The organism is Aureimonas sp. AU22 (assembly GCF_001463745.1).
Taxonomy (GTDB): Bacteria; Pseudomonadota; Alphaproteobacteria; order Rhizobiales; family Rhizobiaceae; genus Aureimonas.
The window spans coordinates 1-25334 of sequence record NZ_BBWJ01000056.1 but is presented as its reverse complement, the minus strand read 5'-3'; the positions used below and the strand labels follow the sequence as shown (position 1 = coordinate 25334).

Annotated in this window: 27 protein-coding genes; 11 read left to right on the top strand and 16 right to left on the bottom strand. The window is 71.3% G+C overall.

Annotated elements, in window-relative coordinates; all coding sequences use genetic code 11:
- Window positions 1-302: 302 nt before the first annotated feature.
- From AUL34_RS20285 to AUL34_RS20270, 4 genes are read left to right on the top strand one after another with little or no spacing between them, the layout of a single operon-like run.
- Window positions 303-1574, top strand: coding sequence for an NRAMP family divalent metal transporter (locus tag AUL34_RS20285; protein WP_082653543.1), 1272 nt, complete (start codon window positions 303-305; stop codon window positions 1572-1574).
- Window positions 1575-1591: 17 nt separating this feature from the next.
- A complete protein-coding gene (locus AUL34_RS20280) occupies window positions 1592-2356 on the top strand; it encodes a LamB/YcsF family protein (RefSeq protein ID WP_061938096.1) in 765 nt (254 codons plus the stop codon).
- Window positions 2357-2368: 12 nt separating this feature from the next.
- Entirely contained in the window at window positions 2369-3988 is a 1620-nt protein-coding gene (locus AUL34_RS20275) for a carboxyltransferase domain-containing protein (protein WP_061938093.1), read from the top strand.
- A complete protein-coding gene (locus tag AUL34_RS20270) occupies window positions 3985-5718 on the top strand; it encodes a biotin carboxylase N-terminal domain-containing protein (protein ID WP_061938090.1) in 1734 nt (577 codons plus the stop codon). Before AUL34_RS20275 ends, AUL34_RS20270 begins: the two co-directional genes overlap by 4 nt.
- Before the next feature lie 6 nt (window positions 5719-5724).
- Here AUL34_RS20270 and AUL34_RS20265 read toward each other — a convergent pair whose 3' ends face one another.
- Both AUL34_RS20265 and AUL34_RS20260 read right to left on the bottom strand, forming a co-directional pair.
- Window positions 5725-6066, bottom strand: a complete 342-nt coding sequence (locus AUL34_RS20265) for an ATPase inhibitor subunit zeta (RefSeq protein ID WP_061938087.1) — start codon at window positions 6064-6066, stop codon at window positions 5725-5727.
- Between the two features lie 205 nt (window positions 6067-6271).
- Window positions 6272-6898 (bottom strand): ribonuclease D, encoded by a 627-nt coding sequence (locus AUL34_RS20260; RefSeq protein WP_061938084.1) that lies wholly within the window; start codon window positions 6896-6898, stop codon window positions 6272-6274.
- A gap of 176 nt (window positions 6899-7074) precedes the next feature.
- Between AUL34_RS20260 and AUL34_RS20255 the strand changes: the two genes are divergently transcribed.
- Complete coding sequence (locus AUL34_RS20255) at window positions 7075-7287, top strand: hypothetical protein (RefSeq protein ID WP_061938081.1); 213 nt, start codon at window positions 7075-7077, stop codon at window positions 7285-7287.
- A gap of 4 nt (window positions 7288-7291) precedes the next feature.
- On the opposite strand, the gene AUL34_RS20250 is transcribed toward AUL34_RS20255, so the two are convergent.
- On the bottom strand, window positions 7292-7873 hold the full coding sequence (locus tag AUL34_RS20250) for a LuxR C-terminal-related transcriptional regulator (protein WP_061938078.1): 582 nt from the start codon (window positions 7871-7873) through the stop codon (window positions 7292-7294).
- 93 nt (window positions 7874-7966) lie between these two features.
- Here AUL34_RS20250 and AUL34_RS20245 point away from each other — a divergent pair, with 93 nt between their 5' ends.
- A complete protein-coding gene (locus tag AUL34_RS20245) occupies window positions 7967-8704 on the top strand; it encodes a CoA transferase subunit A (protein ID WP_061938075.1) in 738 nt (245 codons plus the stop codon).
- On the top strand, window positions 8704-9345 hold the full coding sequence (locus AUL34_RS20240; RefSeq protein WP_061938072.1) for a 3-oxoacid CoA-transferase subunit B: 642 nt from the start codon (window positions 8704-8706) through the stop codon (window positions 9343-9345). The genes AUL34_RS20245 and AUL34_RS20240 overlap by 1 nt, the downstream gene beginning before the upstream one ends.
- A 2-nt stretch (window positions 9346-9347) precedes the next feature.
- Here AUL34_RS20240 and AUL34_RS20235 read toward each other — a convergent pair whose 3' ends face one another.
- From AUL34_RS20235 to AUL34_RS20215, 5 genes are all read right to left on the bottom strand, one after another.
- Window positions 9348-10409, bottom strand: a complete 1062-nt coding sequence (locus tag AUL34_RS20235; RefSeq protein ID WP_061938069.1) for a lipocalin-like domain-containing protein — start codon at window positions 10407-10409, stop codon at window positions 9348-9350.
- Window positions 10409-12934 carry an FtsX-like permease family protein gene (locus tag AUL34_RS20230; RefSeq protein ID WP_061938066.1) on the bottom strand — a complete coding sequence of 842 codons (2526 nt, stop codon included), beginning with the start codon at window positions 12932-12934 and terminating at the stop codon, window positions 10409-10411. The genes AUL34_RS20235 and AUL34_RS20230 overlap by 1 nt, the downstream gene beginning before the upstream one ends.
- Window positions 12927-13655 carry an ABC transporter ATP-binding protein gene (locus tag AUL34_RS20225; protein WP_082653542.1) on the bottom strand — a complete coding sequence of 243 codons (729 nt, stop codon included), beginning with the start codon at window positions 13653-13655 and terminating at the stop codon, window positions 12927-12929. Before AUL34_RS20225 ends, AUL34_RS20230 begins: the two co-directional genes overlap by 8 nt.
- Before the next feature lie 106 nt (window positions 13656-13761).
- Window positions 13762-14391, bottom strand: coding sequence for an alpha/beta hydrolase (locus tag AUL34_RS20220; RefSeq protein ID WP_061938062.1), 630 nt, complete (start codon window positions 14389-14391; stop codon window positions 13762-13764).
- Between the two features lie 49 nt (window positions 14392-14440).
- Window positions 14441-15388, bottom strand: coding sequence for a VOC family protein (locus AUL34_RS20215; RefSeq protein ID WP_061938238.1), 948 nt, complete (start codon window positions 15386-15388; stop codon window positions 14441-14443).
- A 123-nt stretch (window positions 15389-15511) separates the two neighbouring features.
- Here AUL34_RS20215 and AUL34_RS20210 point away from each other — a divergent pair, with 123 nt between their 5' ends.
- Window positions 15512-16393 (top strand): LysR family transcriptional regulator, encoded by an 882-nt coding sequence (locus tag AUL34_RS20210; RefSeq protein ID WP_061938059.1) that lies wholly within the window; start codon window positions 15512-15514, stop codon window positions 16391-16393.
- A gap of 81 nt (window positions 16394-16474) precedes the next feature.
- On the top strand, window positions 16475-17278 hold the full coding sequence (gene nth / locus AUL34_RS20205) for an endonuclease III (RefSeq protein WP_082653541.1): 804 nt from the start codon (window positions 16475-16477) through the stop codon (window positions 17276-17278).
- A gap of 30 nt (window positions 17279-17308) precedes the next feature.
- Here the strand turns inward: nth and AUL34_RS20200 are convergent, their stop codons facing one another.
- The gene (locus AUL34_RS20200; RefSeq protein ID WP_061938056.1) at window positions 17309-17563 is read right to left on the bottom strand and encodes a hypothetical protein; all 255 of its coding nucleotides are present in this window, start codon (window positions 17561-17563) and stop codon (window positions 17309-17311) included.
- Between the two features lie 54 nt (window positions 17564-17617).
- Entirely contained in the window at window positions 17618-17800 is a 183-nt protein-coding gene (locus AUL34_RS20195) for a hypothetical protein (protein ID WP_061938052.1), read from the bottom strand.
- 163 nt (window positions 17801-17963) lie between these two features.
- Between AUL34_RS20195 and AUL34_RS20190 the strand changes: the two genes are divergently transcribed.
- On the top strand, window positions 17964-18203 hold the full coding sequence (locus AUL34_RS20190) for a hypothetical protein (RefSeq protein WP_156421030.1): 240 nt from the start codon (window positions 17964-17966) through the stop codon (window positions 18201-18203).
- On the opposite strand, the gene AUL34_RS20185 is transcribed toward AUL34_RS20190, so the two are convergent.
- The 3 genes from AUL34_RS20185 to AUL34_RS20175 are packed head-to-tail and all read right to left on the bottom strand — an operon-like array spanning window position 18188 to window position 21862.
- Window positions 18188-18787 (bottom strand): aminodeoxychorismate/anthranilate synthase component II, encoded by a 600-nt coding sequence (locus AUL34_RS20185; protein WP_061938046.1) that lies wholly within the window; start codon window positions 18785-18787, stop codon window positions 18188-18190. The two genes, AUL34_RS20190 and AUL34_RS20185, sit on opposite strands and share 16 nt — an antisense overlap.
- Complete coding sequence (locus AUL34_RS20180) at window positions 18784-20178, bottom strand: anthranilate synthase component I family protein (RefSeq protein ID WP_061938043.1); 1395 nt, start codon at window positions 20176-20178, stop codon at window positions 18784-18786. Before AUL34_RS20180 ends, AUL34_RS20185 begins: the two co-directional genes overlap by 4 nt.
- 55 nt (window positions 20179-20233) lie before the next feature.
- Window positions 20234-21862, bottom strand: coding sequence for a hybrid sensor histidine kinase/response regulator (locus AUL34_RS20175; RefSeq protein WP_061938041.1), 1629 nt, complete (start codon window positions 21860-21862; stop codon window positions 20234-20236).
- 97 nt (window positions 21863-21959) lie between these two features.
- Here AUL34_RS20175 and AUL34_RS20170 point away from each other — a divergent pair, with 97 nt between their 5' ends.
- Window positions 21960-22346 carry a response regulator gene (locus tag AUL34_RS20170; protein WP_192845799.1) on the top strand — a complete coding sequence of 129 codons (387 nt, stop codon included), beginning with the start codon at window positions 21960-21962 and terminating at the stop codon, window positions 22344-22346.
- A gap of 19 nt (window positions 22347-22365) precedes the next feature.
- Here the strand turns inward: AUL34_RS20170 and AUL34_RS20165 are convergent, their stop codons facing one another.
- The 3 genes from AUL34_RS20165 to AUL34_RS20155 are packed head-to-tail and all read right to left on the bottom strand — an operon-like array spanning window position 22366 to window position 25261.
- On the bottom strand, window positions 22366-23007 hold the full coding sequence (locus AUL34_RS20165; RefSeq protein ID WP_061938035.1) for an LUD domain-containing protein: 642 nt from the start codon (window positions 23005-23007) through the stop codon (window positions 22366-22368).
- Window positions 23004-24449 carry a LutB/LldF family L-lactate oxidation iron-sulfur protein gene (locus AUL34_RS20160; RefSeq protein ID WP_061938032.1) on the bottom strand — a complete coding sequence of 482 codons (1446 nt, stop codon included), beginning with the start codon at window positions 24447-24449 and terminating at the stop codon, window positions 23004-23006. The genes AUL34_RS20165 and AUL34_RS20160 overlap by 4 nt, the downstream gene beginning before the upstream one ends.
- Complete coding sequence (locus AUL34_RS20155) at window positions 24446-25261, bottom strand: (Fe-S)-binding protein (RefSeq protein WP_061938029.1); 816 nt, start codon at window positions 25259-25261, stop codon at window positions 24446-24448. Before AUL34_RS20155 ends, AUL34_RS20160 begins: the two co-directional genes overlap by 4 nt.
- Window positions 25262-25334: the final 73 nt, after the last annotated feature.

Sequence of the window (25334 nt, the reverse complement as noted above, 5' to 3'; positions counted from 1 at the left end):
CCGTCTCGTCCCTCGGCGCTTCATGTCCGTGCTCCTCCCTCGTACGCGATCGCGGCGACCATCGGGCAAGCCGGCGCGCGCGGCAAGCCGGCGCGCGTCGAGCGCTGGCCTTCGCGCCCGGGGTTTGTGCAGGATGCCTGCACAGCACGAGCGGAAAAGGCGCATGATGCCTCTGCGGTGAACAGATTGAAGAACAAGAACACCAAAATCGTTCAACAATATTGACGTGGTCGTTCAATCGTCACAAGCTGTCTTCGCAATTCGGCCTCAATCCTGACGGCGCGCCGCGCCCCCATGGGAGCATGACGATGGATCCAGCCCCCTCCACACGGCTCGACGCGCCGCAGTCGCCCCGCCTGGGCGACGCCGCCGCCGACCGCCGCGCTTCCCTCGTCGCCGCCGTGTTCCTGATGGCGACGTCGGCCATCGGACCCGGCTTCATCACCCAGACCGCGACGTTCACGGCGACCATGGGGGCAGCCTTCGCCTTCGGCATCCTCGCCTCCGTGCTGATCGACTTCGTGGTACAGCTCAACATCTGGCGTATCGTGGCCGTCTCGCGCATGCGAGCCTCCGACATCGCCAATGCCGCCATTCCCGGCGCGGGCTATCTCCTGGCCGTTCTCGTCATCTTCGGCGGCCTGATCTTCAACATCGGCAACATCGCCGGGTCCGGGCTCGGCCTCAACGCGCTTCTGGGCCTCGACCCGAAGATCGGCGGTGCCTTGTCCGCTCTCGTCGCCATCGGGATCTTCTCGTCCAAGCGCGCCGGCGTCGCGGTGGACCGGATCATCGTGGTGCTGGGCATCCTGATGATCGCGCTGACGCTGTTCGTCGCCTTCACCTCCAGCCCGCCGGTGGGCGAGGCGCTGCGCCAGACCGTGTGGCCGGACGAGATCAACTTCGCCACGATCACCACTATCGTCGGCGGTACGGTGGGCGGATACATCACCTATGCCGGCGCGCACCGCCTCCTCGACAAGGGCACGGTGGGCGTGGAGAACCTCGGCCCGGTGACGCGCGCGGCCCTGTCGGGCATCGCGGTCACCGGCCTCATGCGCTTCGTCCTGTTCCTGGCGGTGCTGGGCGTCGTCGCGAGCGGCATCACGCTCGACCTGTCCGGACAGGCCGCCAATCCGGCGGCTCAGGCCTTCCAGGCGGCCGCGGGCGAACTCGGCCTGCGTCTGTTCGGCCTCATCTTCTGGGCGGCCGCCATCACCAGCGTCATCGGCGCGGCCTATACCTCCGTCACCTTCTTCAACACGTTCAACCCGCGACTGACCGAACGGGGCCGCGCCTGGTCGACCGTGGTCTTCATCGCCGTCTCGCTCGTCGCCTACCTGTCGATCGGCACGGCGCCGGCCGCGCTCCTCGTCTTCGTCGGCGGCTTCAACGGGCTGATCCTGCCCATCGGACTGACGATCTTCCTCTATGCCGCCTGGGCGCGCGCCGATCTCATGCCTGGCTACCGCCACCCCGTCTGGCTCAGCGTGCTCGGCATCCTCACCTGCGCCCTGACCTGGTGGATGGGTTACAAGTCCATCGGCCCGATCTTCGCCTTCCTCAGCATGTAACCTCGGGAGAGACCGCGATGCGTTCGATCGACCTCAACAGCGACCTCGGCGAAAGCTACGGGGCCTGGACCATGGGCGAGGACGAGACCATGCTCGGCCTCGTCTCTTCCGCCAACGTCGCCTGCGGTTTTCACGCGGGCGATCCGGCGGGGATCCTGCGGACCTTGAGGGCGGCGGCCGCGCGCGGCGTCGCAGTGGGTGCCCACGTCTCCTATCCCGACCGCGGTGGTTTCGGCCGGCGCAACATGGACGTCGCCTCCGAAGACCTTCGGGCCGACGTGATCTACCAGATCGGTGCCCTGAAGAGCCTGGCGGCGGTGGCGGGCACGCGCGTCACCTACGTCAAGCCGCACGGCGCCCTCTACAACACGATCGTGGCCGATCCCCGCCAGGGCCGCGACGTGGTGGAGGCGATCCTGGCGGCCGATCCCTCGCTGGTCCTCATGTGCCTCGCCAACGCGCCCCTCGTGGCGCTCGCCGAGGATGCGGGTCTCGCGACCGTGTCGGAAGCCTTCGCCGACCGCGCCTATACGCCGGCGGGCACGCTGGTCTCGCGCCGCGAGGCCGGGGCGGTGATCCACGATCCCACGGTCGTCGCCGCCCGCATGGCGCGCCTCGCCGCCACCGGGGAGATCGAGGCGATCGACGGCTCCACCGTGCGCCTGCAAGCCGATTCCATCTGCGTCCACGGCGACAGCCCCGGCGCGGTGGCGATCGCAAGAGCCGTGCGCGAGCGGCTGGAAGCCGACGGCATCGCCATTCGAAGCTTCGTCGCGGCCTGACGGGGAGGGCGCATGCGCATTCTTCCCGTCAGCCTGCGTTCGGTGCTGGTCGAACTGGCCGACCTCGACGAGACGCTGGCCCTCTTCGCCTCGCTGGAAGCCGAGCCGATCGCGGCGATCGAGGAGATCGTGCCGGCGGCCCGAACGCTTCTCGTGCGCTTTCGCGCGGGCACGTCGCCCGACCTCCGAGCCTTCGCTGCGGACCTTCGCGCCCGCGACATCACGGCCGAGGCCGCCCCGTCGGAGCGCCTCGTCGAGATCCCGACGCTCTATGACGGCGAGGACCTCGACGACGTCGCCCGGCTCACGGGCCTCGCACCGGACGAGGTGATCGCCCGCCACGTCGCCTCCGAATTCACGGTCGCCTTCACCGGCTTCGCGCCGGGCTTCGGCTATCTCGTCGGCGGCGATCCGGCGCTCCACGTCGCACGGCGGCAAAGCCCGCGCACCCGCATTCCCGCCGGCACCGTGGCGCTGGCTGGGCAATTCGCCGGCGTCTACCCGCAGGAAGGCCCGGGCGGCTGGCAGCTCATCGGCACGACGCCTCTCAAGATGTTCGACCTCGCGCGCGATCCCTCGACCCTGTTCCAGCCGGGCACGCGGGTGAGATTCACGCGTCTCATGGATCGCGCGGCGTTCGACGCGATCGCCGCCGTGGAGGCGGCGCGCGGCGGGCCGGCCGCGATCGGATGCCACGCGGGAACCGCGTTCCGCATCACCGCCGCGCCGATGCCGCCGCTCTTCCAGGACGACGGACGACCGGGCCGGGCGGCCGAGGGCGTCTCGGCCTCCGGTGCGCTCGATCGCGCCAGCCTTCACGCCGTCAACCGCCTCGTCGGCAACGCGCCCGGCACGCCGGCGCTGGAGATCGTCGCCGGCGGCTTCGCCTTCGAGGCGGACGGCCCGGCCGTCGTCGCGATCGCCGGCACGGACGCCGCGCTTGAGATCCGCGACGCAGCCGGACGGCGGCAGGTCGCGCCGGCCCATGCCGCCGTCGCGCTGGAGGCGGGCGACCGCGTCACGCTGCGGGCGCCGACGCGCGGCCTTCGCACCTATCTCGGCGCTCGCGGCGGCTTCGCCGTCGATCCCGTCCTCGGCTCGGCCTCCGCGGATTCGCTGGCCCGCCTCGGACCCGCGCCGGTCGCCGCGGGGGACCGGCTCACTGTCCTGCCCCGCACCGGCGGCTCCGCCGTGGGCGAGGCGCAGGCGCCACCGGACCGCCGGCCGGCACCCGGCGAGACGGTGGTGCTGGACGTCGTCATGGGCCCGCGCACCGAATGGTTCACGGCCGCCGGCATCGAGACGCTGATGCGCCAGGACTGGACGGTGACGCCGCTCTCCAACCGCGTCGGCCTGCGCATCGAGGGCGCGATGCCGATCGAACGGCGCGACCCGAAGGCCGAGCTGCCGAGCGAGGGCACCGCCAACGGCGCGATCCAGGTGCCGCACAACGGTCAGCCCGTGCTGTTCCTCGCCGACCATCCGCTGACCGGCGGCTATCCGGTGATCGCCACGCTCGCCGAGCACCACCTGGACCTCGCCGGGCAGATCCCCGTCGGCGCGCGCATCCGCTTCAACGTGATCCGGCCCTTCGCCGAGATCGAACCCGAGTCCCCGGTAGGTCGCCCATGAAAAAAGTCCTGATCGCCAACCGCGGCGAGATCGCGCTGCGCATCGCCAGAGCCTGCCGCGACCACGGGGTCCGCTCGGTCGCCGTCTACGCCGATTGCGACGCCGACGCGCCCTATGTGCGCTTTGCCGACGAAGCCCATGGCCTTGGCGGCGACACGCCGGCCGAGACCTATCTCCATATCGACAAGCTCCTCGCCATCGCGGCGGCGTCCGGCGCCGACGCCGTGCACCCCGGCTACGGCTTCCTCTCGGAGCGGCCCGAATTCGCGCGCGCCGTCGCCGAGGCGGGCCTCGCCTGGATCGGGCCGGACGCGGCCGTGATCGAGGCGCTGGGCGACAAGACGCGCGCGCGCGAGATCGCCGCGCGCGTCGGCGCGCCGCTCGTGCCGGGCTCGGACGGGCCGGTGAAGGACGGTGCCGAAGCGCTGGCGTTTGCGCAGGCGCATGGCCTGCCGATCGCCATCAAGGCGGCGTTCGGCGGCGGCGGGCGCGGCATGAAGGTCGCCTGGAAGCTCGACGAGGTCGAGGAGCTCTTCGCCTCCGCGACGCGCGAGGCGGAGGCCGCCTTCGGGCGGGGCGAGTGCTTCGTGGAGCGCTTCCTCGACCGGCCCCGCCATGTCGAGGCGCAGATCCTTGCAGACAAGCACGGCCATGTCCTCGTCGTCGGCACGCGCGACTGCTCGCTCCAGCGTCGCAACCAGAAGCTGGTGGAGGAGGCGCCCGCGCCCTTCCTCACCGACGAGCAGCGCGCCCGCATCCACGAGGGTGCGCGGGCGGTCTGCGCGGAAGCCGGCTATGTCGGTGCGGGGACGGTGGAGTTCCTGCTCGGGGCCGACGGCTCGATCTCGTTCCTGGAGGTCAACACGCGGCTCCAGGTGGAGCACCCTGTGACCGAGGAGACGACGGGGCTCGATCTCGTGGTCGAGCAGCTGCGCATCGCCGACGGCGAGCCGCTGCGGATCACCGAGACGCCCGAGCCGCGAGGCCATTCGATCGAGTTCCGCATCAATGCCGAGGATCCTGGCCGCGGCTTCCTGCCGACGCCGGGCCCGGTCGTCGTCTTCGAGCCGCCGGCGGGGCCGGGCGTGCGCGTCGATGCCGGCGTCGTGTCGGGCTCCACGATCCCCGGCCATTTCGATTCCATGATGGCGAAGCTCGTGGTCACCGGGCCGACGCGCGCCATCGCGCTGCGCCGAGCCCGGCGCGCGCTCGCCGAGTTCAGGGTGGAGGGCGTCGCCACCGTCCTTCCCTTCCACCGCCTGGTGGTGGAGACGGACGATTTCGCGGGCGAGGCGTTCCGCGTCCACACGCGTTGGATCGAGACCGATTTCGCCGGAGACCTCGCGGCCGCCGCGCGGCCCCAGCCGGTGGAGGGACCCGCCATGCTGCGCGTGCCCGTCGAGATCGACGGGCGACGCCACGAGCTCGGCCTGCCGGCCGCATTCCTGTCGCGGCTTGGCAGCCCCGCCGGGACGCCCAGGGCGGCGGATGCGGATGAACCGGCGGACACCGGTCTTCTCGCCGCGCCCGTCGCCGGCACGCTGCAGGGCTGGCGCGTCGAGGACGGCGCAGAAGTTGCGGCGGGCGACGTCGTCGCCGTGATGGAGGCGATGAAGATGGAGACGCAGGTGACGGCGCACGCCGCCGGCGTCATCGCGCTGACGGCCGAACCCGGCGCCTACCTGGAGGCCGGAGCGGCGCTGGCCCGCATCACCGCCGCCCCTGCCTGAGATCGGTCAGGCGCCGAGCGCGATGGAGTGCACGGTCTGGATGCCGAACGGGCGGTCGAGATCGGCCATGGCGATGGCGTAGCGCGAGCGGATCGTCTCGATGTGGATCGGCGTCGCCGCGAGGTCGGCGGCGATGCGATCGAAACCGCCGCGTCCGCCCGGCATCGCCACTCCCGCGCGCACCACCTGGTCGGCATAGGCGTCGGCCTTGTCGTCGCCGAGGCCGAGGTGGCCGGCGGCCCACAGCGCCACCAGGCGGTCGGTGCGGGCCCGGTCGCAGAACGAGCGGCGCTCCTGCAGCGCGTGGCGGGTTTCCGACAATTCGTGGCGAAGTTCGATCGTCTGCATGGTCCCGATTCCCCTCGTTGACCCCCGCCGCCGGTTCCTCGGGCGACGGGACAACGTTTAGGCCAGGGGCTCTCAAGGGAGCCGGAATCCATTTGCGACAATTGATTCGAACGTTCGGAAAAAGTCCTGCCGAAGCGTTAACGCCGACAGGCGAAATCGTCTTGCGAACTTACGATTTCGCGAGCGACCGTTTACATCGCCGCGATCAGGTGCGGGCGACCGAGTGGGAGAAGATGTCCTCCTCGTCCCATCCGAGAAGGTCGAGCTTGGCGCGCGTGGGAAGAAAGGCGAAGGCAGCCTCGGCGAGCTCCAACCGGTCCTCGCGCTCCAGCCTCTTCAGAAGCACGCCCATCAGGTCGTGGAGATAGAGGACGTCGGAGGCGGCGTAGTCGAGCTGCGCGGGCGTCAGCGTCTCGGCCGCCCAGTCCGAGGACTGCTGCTGCTTCGACAGGTCGACGCCGATGAGCTCCTTGGACAGATCCTTCAGACCATGCCGGTCGGTGTAGGTGCGCGTCAGGCGCGAGGCGATCTTGGTGCAGAAGACGGGCTGCGTCATCACCCCGAAGGCATGGTAGAGCGCGGCGATGTCGAAGCGGGCGTAGTGGAAGATCTTGCGCTTCGTGGTGTCGGCGAGGAGCGCGCACAGGTTCGGCGCCTCCCGCTGACCCTTGGCGATCTGAACGATGTCGGCGGTGCCGTCGCCGGAGGAGAGCTGCACGACGCAGAGCCGATCGCGCCGCGTGTCGAGGCCCAGCGTCTCCGTGTCGATCGCCACCGACCCCGTGTAGCGGGCGAGGTCGGGAAGGTCTCCCTTGTGAACGCGGATCGTCATGAAGCTGTCTCCGGGCCCCGTCACCGGGGCGCTTGGCCTGTTGCGAAGGATCGCGTCGGCATAGCGGATTTCGCCCCGTCGCCAAACCTTATCTTCGCGGGCGCCGCACGAAACATCGGCGACATCGCAGCGAAACGGCCGGGGCCTAACCCTCCACGCATCCGCAGGAGAGAGCCATGCCCATGACCGCCACCATTCATCCGCACCCGCGCGCCCGCAAGACTCCCGGTGCGGGCTACCCCGCCGCCTTCGGATCGGCCGCGGGGCCCGCCTTCCAGTGGAGCGTGCCGACGCAGCCCGTGCGCGCCGTCGCGTCCCTGCCGCTGCGTCAGCGGATGGGCAAGCCGGAAGCCGGCCTCGGCCGCCTGGTGCGGCTCGCCGCGCGCTGACGCGTCAGCCGCCGTCCGCCAGGAACCAGGCGACCAGCTCGGCTCCGTTGCGCACGCCGACCGCCCGCGACAACCGCAGGCGGTGCGCCTCCACCGTGCGCTGCGACAGGCCGATGGCGCCGGCGATCTCGGCATTGGTGCGCCCCTTGGCCACCAGCGCGAGGATCTGGCGCTGGCGCCCGGTGAGCTTCAGGGTCGCGTCCGTCACCGGGCGGTTCAGCGGCTCGAAACAGTAGACGGCCTCCGCGAACGGATCGGCGGCGTGGCGCGAGCGCCCGTTGACGCGGGCCCAGAAGCGCCGGCCCATGGCGCCGCGCATGATGCGCTCGTCCTGATAGACCTGGCCGCCCGGCAGATGGGCGCGCCACATCTCGCCCGTGCGCACGAAGTCGTCGAGCTGGGGGTAGAGGCGCGAGAAGCTGGTGTCGACGAGGTCTTCGCGCTCGAAGCCGAAGAGCGCGGCGAACGCGGCATTGCAGTCGCGGATGATGCGATGGGTGGCGAAGACGAGAGGTACCGGCAGCTCGGCCAGCGCGAAGCGTGGGGCAGCGTCGGATTCGCCGAAGGAGCCGGGGTGTGAGGCCATGCCGTAGAAATACGACTCGCCGCACCAAGCCGGCAAGCCCTAGCTTTACCCTCATTCGGGCCGTCGGAGACGGCCGGCGACGGGAGGCGCGACTTGCGGAAGGTTTATTCGACGGCGACGGAGGCCCTGGCGGGGGCCTTGCGCGACGACATGATCGTCATGGCCGGCGGCTTCGGCCTGTGCGGCATTCCCGAAGCGCTGATCGACGCGGTCCAGGCGTCCGGCGTCAAAGGCCTGACGGTGATCTCCAACAATGCCGGCGTCGACGGGATCGGCCTCGGCCGGCTCCTCGCCACGCGCCAGATCCGCAAGATGATCTCGTCCTATGTCGGTGAGAACAAGCTCTTCGCCCAGCAGTACCTGTCGGGCGAGCTCGAGCTCGAGTTCAACCCGCAGGGCACGCTCGCCGAGCGCATCCGCGCCGGGGGCGCCGGCATCCCCGCCTTCTTCACCAAGACCGGCGTCGGCACGCTGATCGCGGAAGGCAAAGAGGTGCGCGAGTTCGACGGCGAGACCTACGTCATGGAGCGCGGGCTCGTCGCGGATCTCGCGCTCGTTCATGCCCACACCGGCGACGCGCAAGGCAACCTCGTCTACCGGAAGACGGCGCGCAACTTCAATCCGATGATGGCGACGGCGGCCGCCATCACCGTGGCCGAGGTGGAGCACATGGTACCGGTCGGCTCGATCGACGCCGACGCGATCCACACGCCCGGCATCTTCGTGCAGCGCATCGTCCATGTGGCGAACCCTTCGAAGCATATCGAGCAGCGCACGGTGCGGCCGCGCGAGACGGCCGGCGCACCGGCCGGCGCAGGGGAGGACGTCTGATGGCCTGGACGCGCGACCAGATGGCGGCCCGCGCCGCCCGCGAACTCGAGGACGGGTTCTACGTGAACCTCGGTATCGGCATCCCGACGCTGGTGGCCAACCACATTCCGGACGGAATCGAGGTGGTGCTCCAGTCCGAGAACGGCATGCTCGGCATGGGGCCCTTCCCTTATGAAGGCGAGGAAGACGCCGACCTCATCAACGCCGGCAAGCAGACCATCACCGAACTGCCGATGACGAGCTTCTTCTCCTCGGCCGACAGTTTCGCGATGATCCGGGGCGGGCATATCGACCTCTCCATCCTCGGCGCCATGCAGGTGGCGGCCAACGGCGATCTCGCCAACTGGATGATCCCGGGCAAGATGGTGAAGGGCATGGGCGGGGCGATGGATCTCGTCGCCGGCGTCAAGCGCGTCGTCGTCGTGATGGAGCACGAGGCCAAGGGCGAATCGAAGCTTCTGCCCGCCTGCACCCTGCCGCTCACCGGCGCGCGCGTCGCCGACCTCGTGATCACGGACCTCGGCGTCTTCACGGTGGAGCGCAAGGGGCCGGAGCGGCTGACCCTGATCGAGCTCGCCGACGGCGTGACGCTCGACGAGATCCGGGCGAAGACGGCGGCAACCTTCGAGGTCGCGCTCTGACGCTAGAGGGATAGCGGCGTGGTGTAGCCGGTGAGTTCGAGATAGCCTCGGCCGCCTTCCGTCCTCACCGCACCCTCCCAGTAGACGGGCAGGCCGCCGGCTCGCCCGTCGAGTTCCTGGTCGTCGAAGAGCGGCGTCAACGGCAGGCGCCGCTCGCCCTCGGGCAGGCGGACGGTGAGCACCTGCGCCACCGGATAGGTCGCGCCGGTGCGCTCGGAGCGCCAGTGGCGCTGCGGCTCGAAGCGGATGTCGCCGGGCCCGAGGCGAACGATCGTCCCGTCCGGCCGGCGCCAGGAACCGCCGGCATAGAGCGTGTCCTCCTCGCGGCCCCGGATGCGGAAGGCGACGAGCGCCGAGCCGTCGTCGAAGTTCAGACCCGTCCAGTCCCAGCCGGTGGCCTCCGGTGACAGGAACTGCGAGGACCATTCGCGGTCGAGCCAGGCGCGGCCGGTGACCTCGATCGTGCGTCCCTCGCGGGTGAGCGTGCCCGTCACCTCCAGCTGCGGCATGGAATAGTAGTAGCTCGCCTCGCCCTCGCCGGTGCCCTTGCGGCTGAAGCCCGCCTCGCCCTGCAGGAAGATGTCCTGCGTCGGGCGGAAGCCGAGCGAATAGGCGAAGTCGGGTGTCGTGACCTCGGCGGTCCAGCGCCCGTCCGCCGCGCGCGCCAGGTGCCAGTCGCGAATGGCGATGTCGGCGTCGCCCACCTTCGCCTCCGCCAGCCCGAAGCCCTCGCGCGCCGACCGCTCGCCGTGCATCAGGGCCCCAAGCTTCGGATCCGACAGGGCGGCATGGGCGAAGAGCACCTGGGCGGGCGCGAAGCGGCTGGGATTGGCGGGGTCGATGCCCGGCCGCGTGCGGAAGAAGGTGACCTGGAAGCCGAGCTCCTCGCCGTCCGCCGCCTCCAGCCAGCCGGTGACGTACCACCATTCCGTGCGGAAGTCGGGGTGCGCACCGTGGTCGGCGGGAAAGGCCAGCGGCACGCCCGGGCGCACGGCCGGAAATTCCTGGGCGCCCGCCGGAAGAAGCAGCGCGATCGACAGGAGGAGGGCCAGGAACGCGCGCATCACCAATCCTCCCTGACGGCCTGAACGGCATCCTGCGCCGTTGCCCGCCGCCCGGCCAGAACCGCCGTGACGGCGGCCGCCAGCACCAGCACGGTGGCGACGAGAACGAGCGTCGCCCCCGGCACGCGGGTGTCCATGGTCCAGTTGAAGCTCTGCGGATTGATCACGTGGATCAGCACCTGCGAGAGCGCGAGGCCGAGGAGGATGCCGGACACGGCGCCGACGCTGCCGAGCAACGCTCCTTCCAGTCCCAGCATCGCGCGGATCTGCCCGCGGGACACCCCGAGGTGTCGCAGCATGCCGAACTCGCGGGTGCGCGCCAGGGTCTGGGCCGAGATCGTCGCGGCGACGCCGGACAGGCCCACCAGCATGGCGACCGCCTGGAGCACGTAGGTCACGGTGAAGGAGCGGTCGAAGAGGTCGAGCGCATAGGCGCGCAACTCCGCCGGCCGGGCGAGGTTGGCTTGGCGGCCCGGCGGGAGTGCGGCGAGGAGGGCGCGCCCGACCTCGTCCGCCGCGGCGTTCGGCGCCAGCGTCACCGCCGCCTCGTCGCGCGTCGGATCGCTGGTCAGCGCGGTGTAGTCGGCGCTCGCCATCGCCACCGCGCCCTGCTGGCGCGCATAGTCGCGCCAGATGCCGGCGACGAAGAAGGCGGCATTCTGCCCGACCGGCAGCGTGATCGTCGCACCCGGTCGCCAGCCGTAAATCCGGCTGGCGGGCTCAGAGACGTAGACCGGCACCGTGCCCGCCGGTGCCGGCGTGTCCGTCGTCTCGACCGAGCGCAGAAGGCCGCCGGCCTCGCCGTCGCCGATGTCGCGCGCGATCAGGGTGACCGGCGGGCGGTCCGGCGCGATGGACAAGGGGATCTGCCGGCTGAAGCGCAAGGCGCCGACGCCCGGCACCGTCATGAGGCGCGCTTGCGCCTCCGGGTCGAAGGCGCCTCCCGCCGATGCTCGAAGGTAGAGGTCGGCCGACAGCACGTCGCCGAGCCAGTCGTCGACGGCCGTGCGAAAGCTCGTGACCATCGTGGCCATGGCGATCACGAGCGCGGTGGAGGCGACGATGCCGCAGAGCGCCGTGGCGGCCTCGCCGGGGCTGCCCTGGACGTGGCGCACGGCAAGCTGGGCCGGCACCGCTGCGGGCGCCCGGGCGAGGAGCGGCTTCAGGAGCTGGCGCGCGGCCCAGGGCACCCCCGCGACACCGCCCGCCAGCATCAGCGCCATGCCGGCAAAGCCGAGGATGGGCAGGCCTGCCACGGGGGGCGCGAGGCTCGCCAGAACGCCCGCCGCGAGAAGCACGGCGGCCGGCAGGACGGGCACGCGCGAACGCGGGTCGATCATGTCGCCGGCGTTCTTGAGGCTTGCGGCCGGGGCCGCGCGCGAGGCGGCGCGCGCGGGCAGGGCGCTGCCGAGAAGGGCGGCGAGCAGCCCCAGCGCGAAGAAGGCGAAACCGGCGACCGGCTGGAACACGACGCGCGCCGCGCCGCCCTCGAAGTAGCCGGCGCCGAGATCGCCGCCGAGAAGCCGCAACGCCAGCGCCGCCAGCCCGTAGCCGAGAGCCAAGCCGAAGCCGGAGCCTATGATCCCGATCGCGAGCCCTTCCAGCGTCACCGCCGCGATGATCCCGCCGCGCGGCAGGCCGAGCGTGCGCAGGAGCGCGAAGGTGCGCAGGCGACGGGCGACGGAGAGCGCCTGCGCCGAGAAAACGAGGAAGCCGCCGGTCAAGAGCGCCACGAGGGCCAGCATGTCGAGGTTGACGCGGTAGGCCCGGCTCAGCGCCGAGCCCTGGCGAGCCTCCGTCTCGTCCGTCCCGAGACTGGCATTGGCGGGGAGGAGCGCGGGCAGCACGTCCTCGGCCGCCCGGCGGTCGCTGATGGCGAGGTCGATCCGGTCGAGCCGCCCCAGCCGATCGAAGCGCCACTGCGCGGCCGCGATGTCGATCGTGCCCAGCCGCTGCGCGTCGCCCGCCCCGTCCAGCGTGCCGGCGATGCGCAGGGGCACGGTGCGCCCGTTCGCCGATACGTCGATCGTCTCGCCGATCCTGGCGCCAATGGCGGCGAGAGCCGCGCGCGACAGGAAGAGGGCGTCGGTGGAAAAGACTGCCGAGCGGTTCTGGTCCACCCCTTGCGCGTTCAGCCCCACGAGCGTCGGCGTGACGCGGGCGGCGCGAAGCACATCGAGCCCGAGAAGCGTGAAGGACGCGGCGCCGGCGCTGGCATCGAGCGTGACGACGGGGCTCGCGTCCGCAACGCCGCTCGCGAGCGCCACCGGTCCATAGGCCGCCTCGTCGAAACCCAGCGGGCTGGCCGCGCGCACTTGGAGGTCGGCGGCGCCGTTGACCGAGCGCACCGCGCCCTCGAATGAGGCGAGCGCCGAACCGTTGACGAGATGAACCGCAAAACCGAGTGCCACGCCGACCGCGATGGCCAGCGCCGTGAGCACGAAGCGCGCGGGGTGAGCGCGCCCCTCGCCGCCGATCAGCCAGCGCAGCGCGAGCCGGGCCTGGGCAAGACCCGCGTCAGCCACGGGCGGCCTTCAGGCCCGTGGCGGTCAGTGTCAGGACACGGTCGGCGACCGCCGCGGTCGCGGGCGAATGGGTGACGATCACGGCCGCCGCGCCGCCCTCGCGCACGGCCCCTGCGAAGAGCGCGAGGATCCGGCTTGCAGTTTCGGGATCGAGATTGCCGGTCGGCTCGTCGGCGAGGATCAGCGCGGGGCGGTGGACGAGGGCGCGGGCGATCGCCACGCGCTGCAGCTCGCCGCCCGACAGGTCGCGCGCGTAGTCGTCCGCGCGGCCGCCGAGCCCCACGGCGGCGAGGAGCCGTTCCGCTTCCCCCTTGGCCCGTGCGGCATCGGGCGAGACGAGGGCGAGCGGCAGCGCGACGTTCTGGCCGAGCGTCAGATAGGGCAGGATGTGGAAGGCCTGGAACACGAAGCCGATGCGCTCGCGCCGCAGTTTCGTGCGCGCCGTCTCGTCGAGATCCCCGAGAGCGGTGCCCCCGACCGCGACCAGCCCGGCATCTGCGTCGTCGAGACCGGCGAGGATATTGAGGAGCGTCGACTTGCCGGTGCCCGATTCGCCGACGATCGCCACGAGCTCGCCCCCGGAAACACCGAGGTCGAGGCCGGAAAAGAGCTGCCGCCCGCCCGGCACGGTCTTGGCGAGACCCCGCACGAGGAGGCGGTCTCCCTTGCCTCGGGCGGCGGCGGCTTCGGGCACGGAGGAAAGGCCGGGATCGTGCTGCATCGCGCCGGAAACTGGGGCGCGGCGCCCCGCGATCCAGACGCCCGGCCTGTAGCCGGACGCCGCAGGGGCGGGGGCGCGCCTGCTCCCCCGCCCCCGCCCCTAACGTCTAGAGGCCGGAGGCTTCCAGCCAGCGCCGGGCCAGCGTCAGGTCCATCTGCGTGAGGCCGTGACCGACCGGCAGGACCTCGTGTCGCAGCTCGGCCCCGCCCTCCTCCAGGATGGCCGCGAGGCGCCGGGCGTTCTCCGCCGGCACGATCGGATCGCCGGCGCCCGACAGGATCAAGACGGGCTTGCCTTCGAGATCGAAGCGCGGCGGCGCGGCGAGCGGCACCATCGGCCGGATCAGGACGGCCCCGGCGAGCACGGCCGGCTCGCCCATCAGGAGCGCGGCGGCGATGTTGGCGCCGTTGGAGAAGCCGACCGCGACGGGCGCGGCGAGGCCGTAGCGGTCGCGCGCCTCGTCTACGAACCGGGCGAGGGCGCCCGCCCGGGCGACGACGTCCGCCTCGTCGAAGACGCCCTCGGCCAGGCGCCGGAAGAAGCGCGGCATGCCTTTCTCCAGCACCTGGCCGCGCGGCGACAGGAGCGCCACGCCGGGGGCCAGCGCCGCGCCGAGGCCGAGAAGGTCGTTCTCGTCGCCGCCCGTCCCGTGCAGGAGAAGAAGCGGCGCTTCATCGTTCGCGGAACCCGGGACGAAGCGGTGGATATGCGACAGGGTCTGGATCGTCTGGCTCATGGCATCCTCCGAATGTGAGCGGGGCGGCTCGGTGCCGCCCCGCGTGATGTCAGGCCGCCGGGAGTTCCGTCCCGAGATCGGGCAGGACGCTCTCGATACGCGAGCGCTGCGCCTCGAGGCCCGCCGGTAGCTTCAGGGTCCTGCCGAGGCTTTCCGCCGGCTCGTCCACGGCAAAGCCCGGAACGTCGGTGGCGATCTCGAACAGGACGTGGCCCGGCTCGCGGAAATAGACCGAGCGGAAGTAGTTGCGGTCCCGCTGCTCCGTCACCGCGATGCGATGGGTCTCCTGGAGCCGCCGTGCCATCGCCGCCTCCGCCGCATCGTCGGCCGCCCGGAAGGCGACATGGTGCACGGAGCCCGCGCCCGGCCGGGGCTTCAGGAAGCCGCCGACGGCCCGGATATCGACGATCCCGCCGATGGAGGTGCCGTCCACCTGGAAGCGCGTCGTCGAGCCCTCCGATCCAAGCTCGCGAAAGCCGAGGACGTCGGTCAGCACCGCGCCGGTCGGCGCCTTTTCCTCGAGCAGCAGGCTCACCGAATGGAACCCGCGGATCGCGACCTCCTGCGAGATCCCGCCGCCGGTCCAGCCGGGCTCGGCCTCGGCGCCCGGCACCGCGACGAGCGCAAGGTGCATGCCGTCCGGGTCGCGGAAGGCGAGCGCCGTCTCGCCGAAGCGCTTCACCGGCGGATCGAACGCGACGCCGCGCTCGATGAAGCGATGCGTCCAGAAGCCGATCGAGCCCTCCGGCACGCGGAACACGGTCTCCTGCGTCTCGCCGACGCCGAGCCGGCCGGGCGCTGCATGCTCCCACGGGAAGAAGGTGAGGATCGTGCCGGGCGATCCGGCCTCGTCGCCGTAGTAGAGGTGCCAGGTGCCGGGATCGTCGAAATTGACGGTGCGCTTCACCAGCCGGAGGCCCAGCGTGTCACTGTAGAAGCGCACGTTGCGCGCGGCGGGACCGGCGATGGCGGTGACGTGATGGATGCCGTGGGTCATGTCGGGCTCCTGTGTGTTCGTGTTGAAGCCAACATAATCGCAATGATCGACGTCCGTCAGATGCAATGCGATTGCATCCGTGCAATGCTGCGCTTGCAGTGACGATCGAACGGATAAGCGGCGATGGACCTCGACAGGTTGGCCTGGGACGATCTTCGGCTGGTTGGCGCGGTGGCGGAGGCGGGAACGCTGCCCGCGGCGGCCGATCGGCTCGGCGTTGCCCATTCCACCGTGTTCCGGCGCCTGCGCCAGATCGAGGCGGCCATGGGCTGCGCCCTGTTCGAGCGCAACGGCGCGCGGCTCGAGCCGACCAGCGCCGGCGAGGAGATCGCCACGGTGGCGCGCACGGTGGGTCAGGCGGTGGACGCCGCGGCGCTCCGGCTCGCGGGGCGGGAGCCGCTGCCGTCCGGCGAGGTGCGCGTCACCACCAACGATTCGCTGCTGATCCACTTCCTGACGCCGCTCTTCGCGGCCTTCCGCCGCGCCTGCCCCGCCGTTCGCCTCGACGTGGTGCTGGGCAATCCGGCGCTGAACCTGTCGAAGCGCGACGCCGACGTCGCGATCCGCGCCACCGACCGGCCGCCCGACACGCTGGTCGGGCGCAAGAGCGCCCGGATCGCCTGGGCGCTCTACGGCGCGCGGGACCGACCTTCCGGGGACTGGGTCTCGCTCGGCGACGCGATGGCGGGCATGGCCGTGGTCCGGCATGTCGGCGGAACCGTGCCGCTGGAGCGGATCGGGTATCGCGTCAACACGGTGCTGGGACTGGCGGAGGCGATCGAGGCGGGGCTCGGGCAGGGCTATCTGCCGTGCTTCGTCGGCGACCTCCGGCCGGCGCTGCGGCGCCTGGGCGAGCCCGACGCGCGCTTTGCCACCGATCTCTGGCTCCTCACCCATGCGGATCTGCGCCAGGTGCCGCGGGTGCGCGCTCTGATGGACTTCCTCGGCGAACGGGTCTCTGAGCAACGCCCCCTCCTCGAAGGGCAGCGACCGCAGCCGGACTGACGCATTTTCGCAACCGCGGGCGGATTGCCGCAGGCGGTGCGGGAGGCGGAACCCAGGGGAATCCCCCCGGATTCCGGAGCGATGGCACCGAACCCGATCCACCATCCCCATCCGGCGGACGCCCCGGCGCGCCGCGGCTCCGCGCGCCGCCCACCGGCACCGCCGAAGGTGCCCGACGAGACGCATGGCTTAGACCCGGCGCCCGCCGATCTCGTCGCCAAGGCCCGGCTCGTCCACGACCGGCTCTGCGCCGTCTACGGCTGCCCGATCGGCTACTTCCACGACCTCGATCCCTTGAGCGAGCTCGTGTCCTCGCTTCTGTCGCATCGAACGCGCAATGCCGATTCGGGCCGGGCCTTCAAGGCGCTGCGTCAGCGCTATCCCGACTGGGCCGACCTCATCGAGGCGCCGACGGCGGAGGTCGAAACGCTGATCCACGGCGTGCGCTGGCCCGAGCAGAAGGCGCCGCGCATCCAGGCGATCCTCAAAGGGGTGCGCGAGCGGGCAGGACGGCTCGACCTCGGGTTTCTGGCTGATATGTCGCCCGCCGAAGCGCGGGCCTGGCTGGAGGCGCTTCCGGGTGTCGGGCCGAAGACTAGCGCGGCAGTCCTGTCCTTCTCGACGTTGCGCATGCCCGCCCTGCCGGTGGACAGCCACCATCACCGCGTCGCCATCCGCCTCGGGCTGATCGAGGCGCATGTCGCGGTCGGCCCCTCCCATCCGTTGCTGCGCGCGCAGCTTCCCGAAGGCTGGAGCGCACAGGACCTCTACGACAACCACGAGGTCCTGATGCTGCACGGGCAGAAGGTCTGTCACCACCGGCGGCCGGCCTGCGACCGCTGCACCCTGGCCGACATCTGCCCGAGCGCGTTCCAGGTGACGTGAACGGCCGGAAGCGTGTGGAGGGATCGCCGGTCAGAGGGGCCCGTCGATCCGGCTGGGCGCGATCGGGTCGGATCCCGGGAAGGTTTCGTCCAGGGCCTCGTCCAGCTGCTCCTCCTGCGTCATCGGCCGCTCCTGGTTGCCGGGCGTCGGCTTGTCCTCGGCGATCGGTGGCAGCGGAGCCTTGGTGCCGGGGTGGGACGTGTCGTCCGTCTGGACGATGCCGTCCTCGCCGATCGGCTCGGGCAGGATCGGATTGGCGGCGTCCTGGTCATGGGTGTTCGACATGGGTCGTCCTCGAAAAATGGGATGGGAGCGAAACGGGATCGGCTTCGGAAGGCCTCAGCCCGCCCCGGCGTCGTCGCCAGCCTCGCCCGTCTCGGGCAGGCTGCCGGCGCCGGGCGTCGCGTCCTCGTTGGTCAGTTCCGGCTTGGCGTGCGGCCCGGCGCCGGGCGTCGGCGCCTCGCGGTCCGGCTTTTCGGTCCCGCCGGCGGGCGTCGTCGTTCCGTGTGTCTCTCCGCTCATGGTTTCGCGTCCCTTTGCTGACGGCTTCGGGTGATGACGCCTGCGGGCGGGTCCTGGTTCCCGGCCGGCGCGAAACGATCGCAATGCAGCCACACGCTCGCGCAAGCCTGCGCTGGAACGCTGGCCTCTCGGGGTTTGAGCGAAACGCCCGAAGGAGGCGCCCATGAGGAACCACGTCAGCCAGATCACGCCGGCTCAAGGACATATGCTGCGCCGCCTCGACGACGGCCCGTCGCGCGACAGTGTCGGGCTCCACACGGGCGAGCTCGCCACCGACGAGCTGCGCCACTGCCTCGAACTCCATGCGCTCGGCCTCGTCTCGGCCGCCATCGGCTGGCGCGACACGTGCTGGTTCCGTCTCACGGCGAGCGGGCGCCGGATCGGGCGTCAGCTTCCCGCCTGATCCCGGCTCCAGTCGGCGGCAAGCCGGAGGAAGCGGGCGAGCAGGCGGTCGCCCTGCGGGGTCAGGACGGATTCGGGATGGAACTGGATGCCGTAGGTCGGATGCGTCCGGTGCCGGAGCGCCATGATCTCGCCCGCGGGCGAGCGGGCGTCGACATGAAGGTGCCGCGCCATCCCCGTGCTCTCGCGCACGATCAGCGAATGGTAGCGTCCCGCGGCAAACGGGGCGGGCAGACCGGCGAAGAGGCCGGCGCCCTCGTGCGGAAGATGCGAGACGCGCCCGTGCATCGGCTCGCGCGCGCGCTCCACGTGTCCGCCGAAGGCCGCTCCGATCACCTGGTGGCCGAGGCAGACGCCGAGGATCGGCAGCTGCCCGGACAAGGCCGCGACGGCGTCGAGGCACACGCCCGCTTGCTCCGGCCCGCAGGGACCGGGCGAGAGGACGAGGGCGCTGGGGCGCGCGCTCGCGATGCCGGCAAGGTCGATCCGGTCGCTGCGCACCACGGCCACCTCTTCGCCCAGCCGCTCAAGGTAGCGGGCGAGGTTGTGGGTGAAGCTGTCGTAGTTGTCGAGGACGAGGATCATGGCGCCCCGAACGCGGCGAGGATCCGCGCCGCCTTGGTCTCGGTCTCCGCCCATTCGCCGGGGCCGTCCGACAGCACCGTGACGCCGCCGCCCGCCCCGAAGGACACGGTGTTCCCTTCGAATTCCAGCGTGCGGATCGCGATCGACAGGTCGGCCGCGCCGCAGAAGGACAGGGCGGCGACGGAGCCGCAATAAAGGCCGCGCGGGGCGCCCTCGATCGCGGCCACGATGTCGGTCGCCCGGATCTTCGGCGCGCCGGTGATCGACCCGCCGGGGAAGCAGGCCGCGATCAGCGCGCCGACCCCGACGCCCGGCCGCAGCCGTCCGGTGACGGCGGACACGAGATGATGGAGCCCGGCATAGGATTCCAGCGCGCAGAGTTCGGGCACCTCGACGCTGTGCGCCTCGCAGACCCGCGACAGGTCGTTGCGCAGGAGATCCACGATCATGACGTTCTCCGCCCGATCCTTCTCGGATGCGAGCAACGCCTCTGCCGCCGCACGGTCGGCCGCCTCGTCATCCTCGCGACGGATCGTGCCCTTGATCGGGCGCGTCTCGACCTCCGTTCCGCGCAGCCGCAGGAAGAGTTCGGGCGAGGCGGAGGCGAGCGTGCGGTGCGGCTCCTCGAGATAGGCGGCGTAGGGCGCCGGGTTGACGGCGCGCAGGCGCCCGTAGAGCGCGAACGGGTCGAAGCCGGGGGGCAGCGGAGCGCGAAGCCGGCGCGACAGGTTGGCCTGGTAGACCTCGCCGTCGAGGATCCGTCGCTTCACCTCCTCCACATCCGCCGCATAGGCTCTAGCGTCGCGGCTGGAGGTCCATTCGGGCGCGCGCGTGGGGAGGGGGGCAAGCGGCGCTGCGGGACGCGCCAGCGCCTGTGCGAACTGGGTAAGGCGCGCCTCGGCCCGTGCGCGGCGCAGCGAGAGGGGCGACGAGGCGTCGAGCCCCGGCCCGAAACCCGCCGACACGAGCCGCGCGGAGCCCGCCGCGTGGTCGAAGACGAGAGCCGTGTCGTAGAGGCCGAAGCCGAGGAGCGGGCGCTCGGGGTCGAAGCCGGTCGGCCGGTGGAGGCGCTCCAGGAGGTGGCCCGCTTCGAAGTCGATCGTGCCGAGGAGCCCGCCGGCGAAGGGGAGGCCGTCCGACGCCGTCTCCAGCCGGTATCGCGCCAGAACGGTGTCCAGCGCTTCGAAGGGCGCGCCGGGCAGGAGGGCACCGCCCAGCTGGGCGCCGCGCAGCGTCGCTTCCAGCCGGTCGAAGGGGGCGCACGAGAGGATCGACCAGCGGCCGTTGCGCGGGTGCGGCCTTGCCGAATCCAGCCAGACGAGGCCGCCGAGCGGTCGCAGGCGCGCCGCCGCCTCGGGGAGGGATGGGATCTCGACGGCTCGCTGCCACATGGGCCGTCGATCTAGCGCATCGCAGCGGAAACCGGAATCGGTTTCGGGCGTCGGTTCAGCCGACGCCGGTCGGACCGTCGAGCACGATCCGCACTCGCCGCGTCAGGTCCTGGCGCGAGTAGGGCTTGTTGATCAGATCGAACTCGGTGCCGCCCGCGTCCGTCCGCTCCAGCGACGCCTCGGCATAGCCGGTGGTGAGCAGGATGCGGATGCGAGGCCGCAGCCGCCGCGCCTCGCGCGCCAGCACCACGCCGTTCATGCCGCCCGGCATCACGAGGTCGGAGAAGACGAGATCGAAGCCCTCGCCGGCCTGGAGGCGCTTCAGCGCGGCCAGCGGCGTCGTCTCGACGGTGACCGTGTAGCCCTGCTCCTCCAGCATGTCGCGCGCGAGCTCGGCGACCTCGGCCCGGTCGTCCACCACGAGGATGCGCTCGTGACCCTGACGCTCCACGCTGCGCACGCGCTGGAGCGACTTCTGCTCCTCGCCCGCGGCGGCGGGGAACAGGAGTTCCACCGTCGTGCCTTCGCCCTCGCGCGATTCGATATGGATCGTGCCGCCCGACTGCTTGGCGAAGCCGTAGACCATGGACAGGCCGAGGCCCGTGCCCTTGCCCTCCTCCTTCGTCGTGAAGAACGGATCGAGCACCCGCTGGAGCACCTCGCGCGGCATGCCGGAGCCCGAGTCCTCGACGCATACCGAAACGTAGGCGCCCGGCGTCAGCCCGTCGTAGCCGGTGGCGTCCTCGACCGAGATCTGCCGGTTGCGGGTGCGGATGCGCACGGTGCCGCCGGAGGAGGCCGACATGGCGTCGCGCGCATTGATGAGGATGTTGAGGAGCGCGACCTCGGCCTGCGTCGGATCGATGCGGCAGGTCGCGAGGTCGGAGGCGAGGTCGGTCTCCACCGTGATCTGGTCGCCGAGCGTCCTGTCCGCGATCTCGCTGAGGCTCGCGACGAGGCCGTTCAGGTTGACGAGACGTCCCTCCAGCCGCTGCTTGCGCGCAAACGCCAGAAGCTGCTGCGTCAGCGTCACGGCGCGGGCGGAGGCCGACCGGACGTTGTCCACGGCGCGGATGGCCCGCGCGCGGTCGAGCTCCGGCTTTTCCAGCTGGCTGGCGATCACCTCGACATAGCCGGTGACGATCTGCAGGAGGTTGTTGAAATCGTGGGCGATGCCGCCGGTGAGCTGCCCGAGCGCCTCCATCTTCTGGGCCTGGCGCAGGCCTTCCTCGGCGTCGCGCCGACGCGACACGTCGAGCTGGGAGGCGAAGAAGTAGACGAGCTTCCCGTCCGGGTCGTAGACGGGCGAGATGAACAGAGCGTTCCAGAAGGTCGAGCCGTCCTTGCGGTAGTTGAGGACTTCGGTCGCGATCTGGCTGCGGCTATCGATCGCGGCCCGCACCTCCGCGATGGGCGCGCGATCGGTGTCCGGGCCCTGCAGGAAGCGGCAGTTGCGGCCCACGATCTCTTCGCGCGCGTAGCCGGTCATCTGGATGAAGGCGTTGTTGGCGAAGACGATGGGGTTGTCGGGCAGGTGCGGATCGGTCACCGTCATCGGCATGCGCGTCGTCTCGACGGCGGCGAAGAAGATGTCGTCGTGGCTGTCCAGGCGTCCAGCCGCGCTGGACCGGACCGTCGGCCTCGGGCCGTCGAAAGGCGGGGGGCTGTCGAAACGGTTGGTCATGAAGGCCTTGTGACTGCAGCGCGGGCGACGGGAAGCGCTTCCCCTGATAATTGTTCCCGATAAACATGTTTGCGCGATGCGAATGGGAAAGGCGGCGATGACCGTTTCCGAACACAATGCGCCGGCGGGTGGCAAGGTCATGCTGGTCGAGGACGATCCGATGATCCGCGCGTTGACGGCCGAGTGGATCGAGGACGCGGGTTATGCCGTGTTCGAATTCTCCAACGGGGACGAGGCCTTGCGCGGGCTGCGCGATCAGGGGGCCTGCCAGGTGGCGGTGCTCGACCTGTCGCTGCCCGACATGCGGGGAGACGAATTGGCGCAGGCGCTGCGCGCGCTGCAGCCCGGCCTCGCGCTGCTGTTCGCGACCGGAAACGTCGACGATCTGTCCGCCGCGACCCTGAAGGATCCGCGCACCGGCGTCCTGCGCAAGCCCTATTCGGCGCGCGACCTCGCGCTCGCCATCGCGGGTCTCGAGGGCTGAGGCGTCGGGCCGCGGTCTCCTAGCCCTCGACCAGGAAGATGTGCAGCGTCGCCGGGCCGTGGACGCCGATCACCAGGCTGCCCTCGATGTCGGTGGTGCCGCTCGGGCCGGTGACGATCACGAGGTTGCGCGAGCGGGCGAGGTCGGCGCCGGCCACGGCATCCTCGAGATGGGGGACGATGTCGGCCGTGCGCAGCGCCACCAGGTGATGCAGCGGCAGGAAGGCGTCGAGGATCGCCATCGCGGGCCCGGAGCGCACGACGAGGCTCGCGGTCTCGGCAATCCCTTTTTCCGCTACCGACAGGGAGACGCGGTCATCGACATCGGCCTGGCGGACGAGGCCCGCCCCCGCCCAGTCGAGTGTTTCGAGGTCGCGGAGGGGCTGGATCTTCAGGGCCGGTTCGAGATCGAGGTCGCCGAGGCGCCGGGCACAGGCGGCGGGAAGCTCGCGCCAGCTCCCGAGCCGTTCGCACGAGGCGCCGGGCGGCAGGCGCTTCACCGCCGCCTCGAACAGGCCGACGAGGTCGCCGTCCGGCAGGTGCGGGCGCACGCGGCCGGGCTCGGTGAGAAGCGCATCGGCCTGCGCACGGATGGCGGCGGGGTCCGCCGGCTTGCCCAGCGCCCGTTCGATGGCGGCAAAGATCGCCTCGCGCGCGCTCAACGGGCTGCCCCCTTCCGCGCGCGCGCCGCCTCGGCCTCGAGAAAGGTCGGACCGGCGGGCGGTGCGGGCATGTCGCGGTGGAGGGTCCAGGCGCCCGCAAGACCGGGAAGCTTGGCGATGACGCCGCGTCGCCCGCCCATGAGGCGCAGCGCGCGGGCGGCGAGCCCCGTCCCGAAGCGGTAGAGCCACGGCCTGGTGCCGGCGAAGGCGAAGAGGCGCAGCCCCGAGCGCATCGAAACGGGCTCCAGCCCCTCGCGCCAGCTCCGCTCGCGCCATCCCTTGATGAGCGTCGGCAAGGGGATGTCGACGGGGCACACCTCGCGGCAGCGCCCGTTCAGGGTGCAGGCGTGGGCAAGGTCGCGCGTCTTGTGCGTCAGCCCGTCGAAGACGGGGGTGAGCACCGCCCCCATCGGTCCGGGATAGGTGCCGCCATAGGCATGGCCGCCGATCTGGTTGAACACCGGGCAATGGTTCATGCAGGCGCCGCAGCGGATGCAGCGCAGCATCTCGCGCAGGCCCGCGTCGGCCAGCATCCGCGTGCGCCCGTTGTCGACGAGGACGATGTGGAACTCCTCCGGCCCGTCGAGATCGCCCGCCCGTTTCGGCCCGGTGTGGAAGGTCGTGTACTGGGTCAGCGCCGCGCCGGTGGCCGAGCGCACGAGGAGCCGCAGCATCATCGCCGCGTGGCCCATCGTGGGCACCAGCTTCTCGATGCCTGCCGTGACGATGTGGACGCGCGGCGGGGTCGTCGTCATCTCCGCGTTGCCCTCGTTCGTCACGGTGCAGACCGAGCCCGTGTCGGCAACGAGGAAGTTGGCGCCGGAGATGCCGACCTCGGCGGTGAGGAAGCGCCGGCGAAGGTGCCGCCGCGCAGAGGCCGCCATCGCCTCGGGCGTTTCCTCGCGGTGCGGGTCGGCGTGAGCTTGTCTGAAGAGGACGGAGATCTGCTCGCGCGTCTTGTGCATCGCGGGCCAGATGATGTGGCTGGGACGCTCGCCCGCGAGCTGCACGATGTGCTCGGCGAGATCGGTCTCGACGCGCTCGATGCCGGCCGCCTCCAGCGCATGCGGCAGGCCGATCTCCTCGCCCAGCATGGACTTGGAGCGCGTCACGCTCCGGGCACCCGCGCGCCGGCAGAGACCGACGACGATGCGGCAGGCTTCGTCGGAGGTGGCGGCGTAGTGGACGGTGGCGCCACTGGCCGTGGCGTTGCGCTCGAACTCGGCGAGGTAGTGTCCGAGGTTGGCGACGACGTGGTCCTTGATCGCCTTGCCGCGCTCGCGCGCCACCGCGAAATCCGGCCATTGCCCGACGATGGCCGCGCGCTTGGTGCGCGCGGTGCCCGTGGTGCGGTCGATCGCGACCTTCAGCCATTCGTCGGCGAGCGCTTCGCTCGTGCGGGCGTGGAAGTCGAGCTCGGCCCGCTGGCTGGTGGCGCTCATCGACGGGTTCCCTTCGGCCCCTCGCCGACGCCGGCCGTGGAGAGCCGGCCGGTCAGTGCCTCCACCGTATGGAACACGCGGACAGGGGAACCACGACGCCCGAGCCGGCCGGCCATGTTCATGAGGCAGCCGAGATCGCCGCCAAGAAGGACGTCCGCCCCGGTTCCTTCGATCGCGCGCGCCTTCTCGTCCACCACCGCGTTGGAGATCGCGGGATACTTCACGCAGAACGTGCCGCCGAAGCCGCAGCAGACATTGGCGTCGGGCAGCGGGACCAGGTCGAGGTTCTCGACGCTGCCGAGGAGCCGGCGCGGCTGGTCGTGGATGCCAAGCTCGCGCAGGCCGGAGCATGTGTCGTGATAGGTGGCCCTGGCGGCGTGGCGCGTCGGCGCCGGGGTGAAGCCCATCACATCGACGAGGAAGCTCGTGATCTCGAAGGCGCGGGCGGCCAAGGCGCGCGCGCGCGGACCCCAGTCCGGGTCGTCCGCGAATGTCTCGGGGTAGGTGTGACGGATCGTGCCGATGCAGGAGCCGGACGGGGCGACGACGTGGTCGTAACCCTCCAGGACCGCGATCTGGTGGCGCGCGAGCGCCCGCCCGTCCGCCGTGTCGCCCGAGTTGAACGCGGGCTGGCCGCAGCAGGTCTGGCGGAGCGGCACGTCGACGGTGCAGCCGGCGGCGACGAGAAGCTCGCGCGTCGCCTCGGCGACCGCCGGGCGCATGACGTTGACGAGGCAGGTGACGAACAGCGCGACCCGCGGAGGGCGGCCGGATGCCGGGCCGGACGCGCCGGTGGCCGAATGTTCGCTCATGTCCTCCACCCGTTCCCCGTCGTTCGCCCTCCGTTGTGGCGGTGCGCGCGCCCGCGTGCAAGCCGCAACGCAT

Bases quoted from the DNA above. Each gene is read 5' to 3' on its own strand.
- AUL34_RS20240 (WP_061938072.1), top strand. From the start codon at position 8,704: ATGGCCTGGACGCGCGACCAGATGGCGGCCCGCGCCGCCCGCGAACTC.
- AUL34_RS20220 (WP_061938062.1), bottom strand. From the start codon at position 14,391: ATGAGCCAGACGATCCAGACCCTGTCGCATATCCACCGCTTCGTCCCG.
- AUL34_RS20255 (WP_061938081.1), top strand. From the start codon at position 7,075: ATGCCCATGACCGCCACCATTCATCCGCACCCGCGCGCCCGCAAGACT.
- AUL34_RS20250 (WP_061938078.1), bottom strand. From the start codon at position 7,873: ATGGCCTCACACCCCGGCTCCTTCGGCGAATCCGACGCTGCCCCACGC.
- AUL34_RS20275 (WP_061938093.1), top strand. From the start codon at position 2,369: ATGCGCATTCTTCCCGTCAGCCTGCGTTCGGTGCTGGTCGAACTGGCC.
- AUL34_RS20180 (WP_061938043.1), bottom strand. From the start codon at position 20,178: ATGTGGCAGCGAGCCGTCGAGATCCCATCCCTCCCCGAGGCGGCGGCG.
- AUL34_RS20200 (WP_061938056.1), bottom strand. From the start codon at position 17,563: ATGTCGAACACCCATGACCAGGACGCCGCCAATCCGATCCTGCCCGAG.
- AUL34_RS20185 (WP_061938046.1), bottom strand. From the start codon at position 18,787: ATGATCCTCGTCCTCGACAACTACGACAGCTTCACCCACAACCTCGCC.
- AUL34_RS20175 (WP_061938041.1), bottom strand. From the start codon at position 21,862: ATGACCAACCGTTTCGACAGCCCCCCGCCTTTCGACGGCCCGAGGCCG.
- AUL34_RS20155 (WP_061938029.1), bottom strand. From the start codon at position 25,261: ATGAGCGAACATTCGGCCACCGGCGCGTCCGGCCCGGCATCCGGCCGC.
- AUL34_RS20265 (WP_061938087.1), bottom strand. From the start codon at position 6,066: ATGCAGACGATCGAACTTCGCCACGAATTGTCGGAAACCCGCCACGCG.
- AUL34_RS20270 (WP_061938090.1), top strand. From the start codon at position 3,985: ATGAAAAAAGTCCTGATCGCCAACCGCGGCGAGATCGCGCTGCGCATC.
- AUL34_RS20285 (WP_082653543.1), top strand. From the start codon at position 303: ATGACGATGGATCCAGCCCCCTCCACACGGCTCGACGCGCCGCAGTCG.
- AUL34_RS20215 (WP_061938238.1), bottom strand. From the start codon at position 15,388: ATGACCCACGGCATCCATCACGTCACCGCCATCGCCGGTCCCGCCGCG.
- AUL34_RS20195 (WP_061938052.1), bottom strand. From the start codon at position 17,800: ATGAGCGGAGAGACACACGGAACGACGACGCCCGCCGGCGGGACCGAA.
- AUL34_RS20170 (WP_192845799.1), top strand. From the start codon at position 21,960: ATGACCGTTTCCGAACACAATGCGCCGGCGGGTGGCAAGGTCATGCTG.
- AUL34_RS20190 (WP_156421030.1), top strand. From the start codon at position 17,964: ATGAGGAACCACGTCAGCCAGATCACGCCGGCTCAAGGACATATGCTG.
- AUL34_RS20280 (WP_061938096.1), top strand. From the start codon at position 1,592: ATGCGTTCGATCGACCTCAACAGCGACCTCGGCGAAAGCTACGGGGCC.
- AUL34_RS20160 (WP_061938032.1), bottom strand. From the start codon at position 24,449: ATGAGCGCCACCAGCCAGCGGGCCGAGCTCGACTTCCACGCCCGCACG.
- AUL34_RS20210 (WP_061938059.1), top strand. From the start codon at position 15,512: ATGGACCTCGACAGGTTGGCCTGGGACGATCTTCGGCTGGTTGGCGCG.
- AUL34_RS20235 (WP_061938069.1), bottom strand. From the start codon at position 10,409: ATGCGCGCGTTCCTGGCCCTCCTCCTGTCGATCGCGCTGCTTCTTCCG.
- AUL34_RS20225 (WP_082653542.1), bottom strand. From the start codon at position 13,655: ATGCAGCACGATCCCGGCCTTTCCTCCGTGCCCGAAGCCGCCGCCGCC.
- nth (WP_082653541.1), top strand. From the start codon at position 16,475: ATGGCACCGAACCCGATCCACCATCCCCATCCGGCGGACGCCCCGGCG.
- AUL34_RS20260 (WP_061938084.1), bottom strand. From the start codon at position 6,898: ATGACGATCCGCGTTCACAAGGGAGACCTTCCCGACCTCGCCCGCTAC.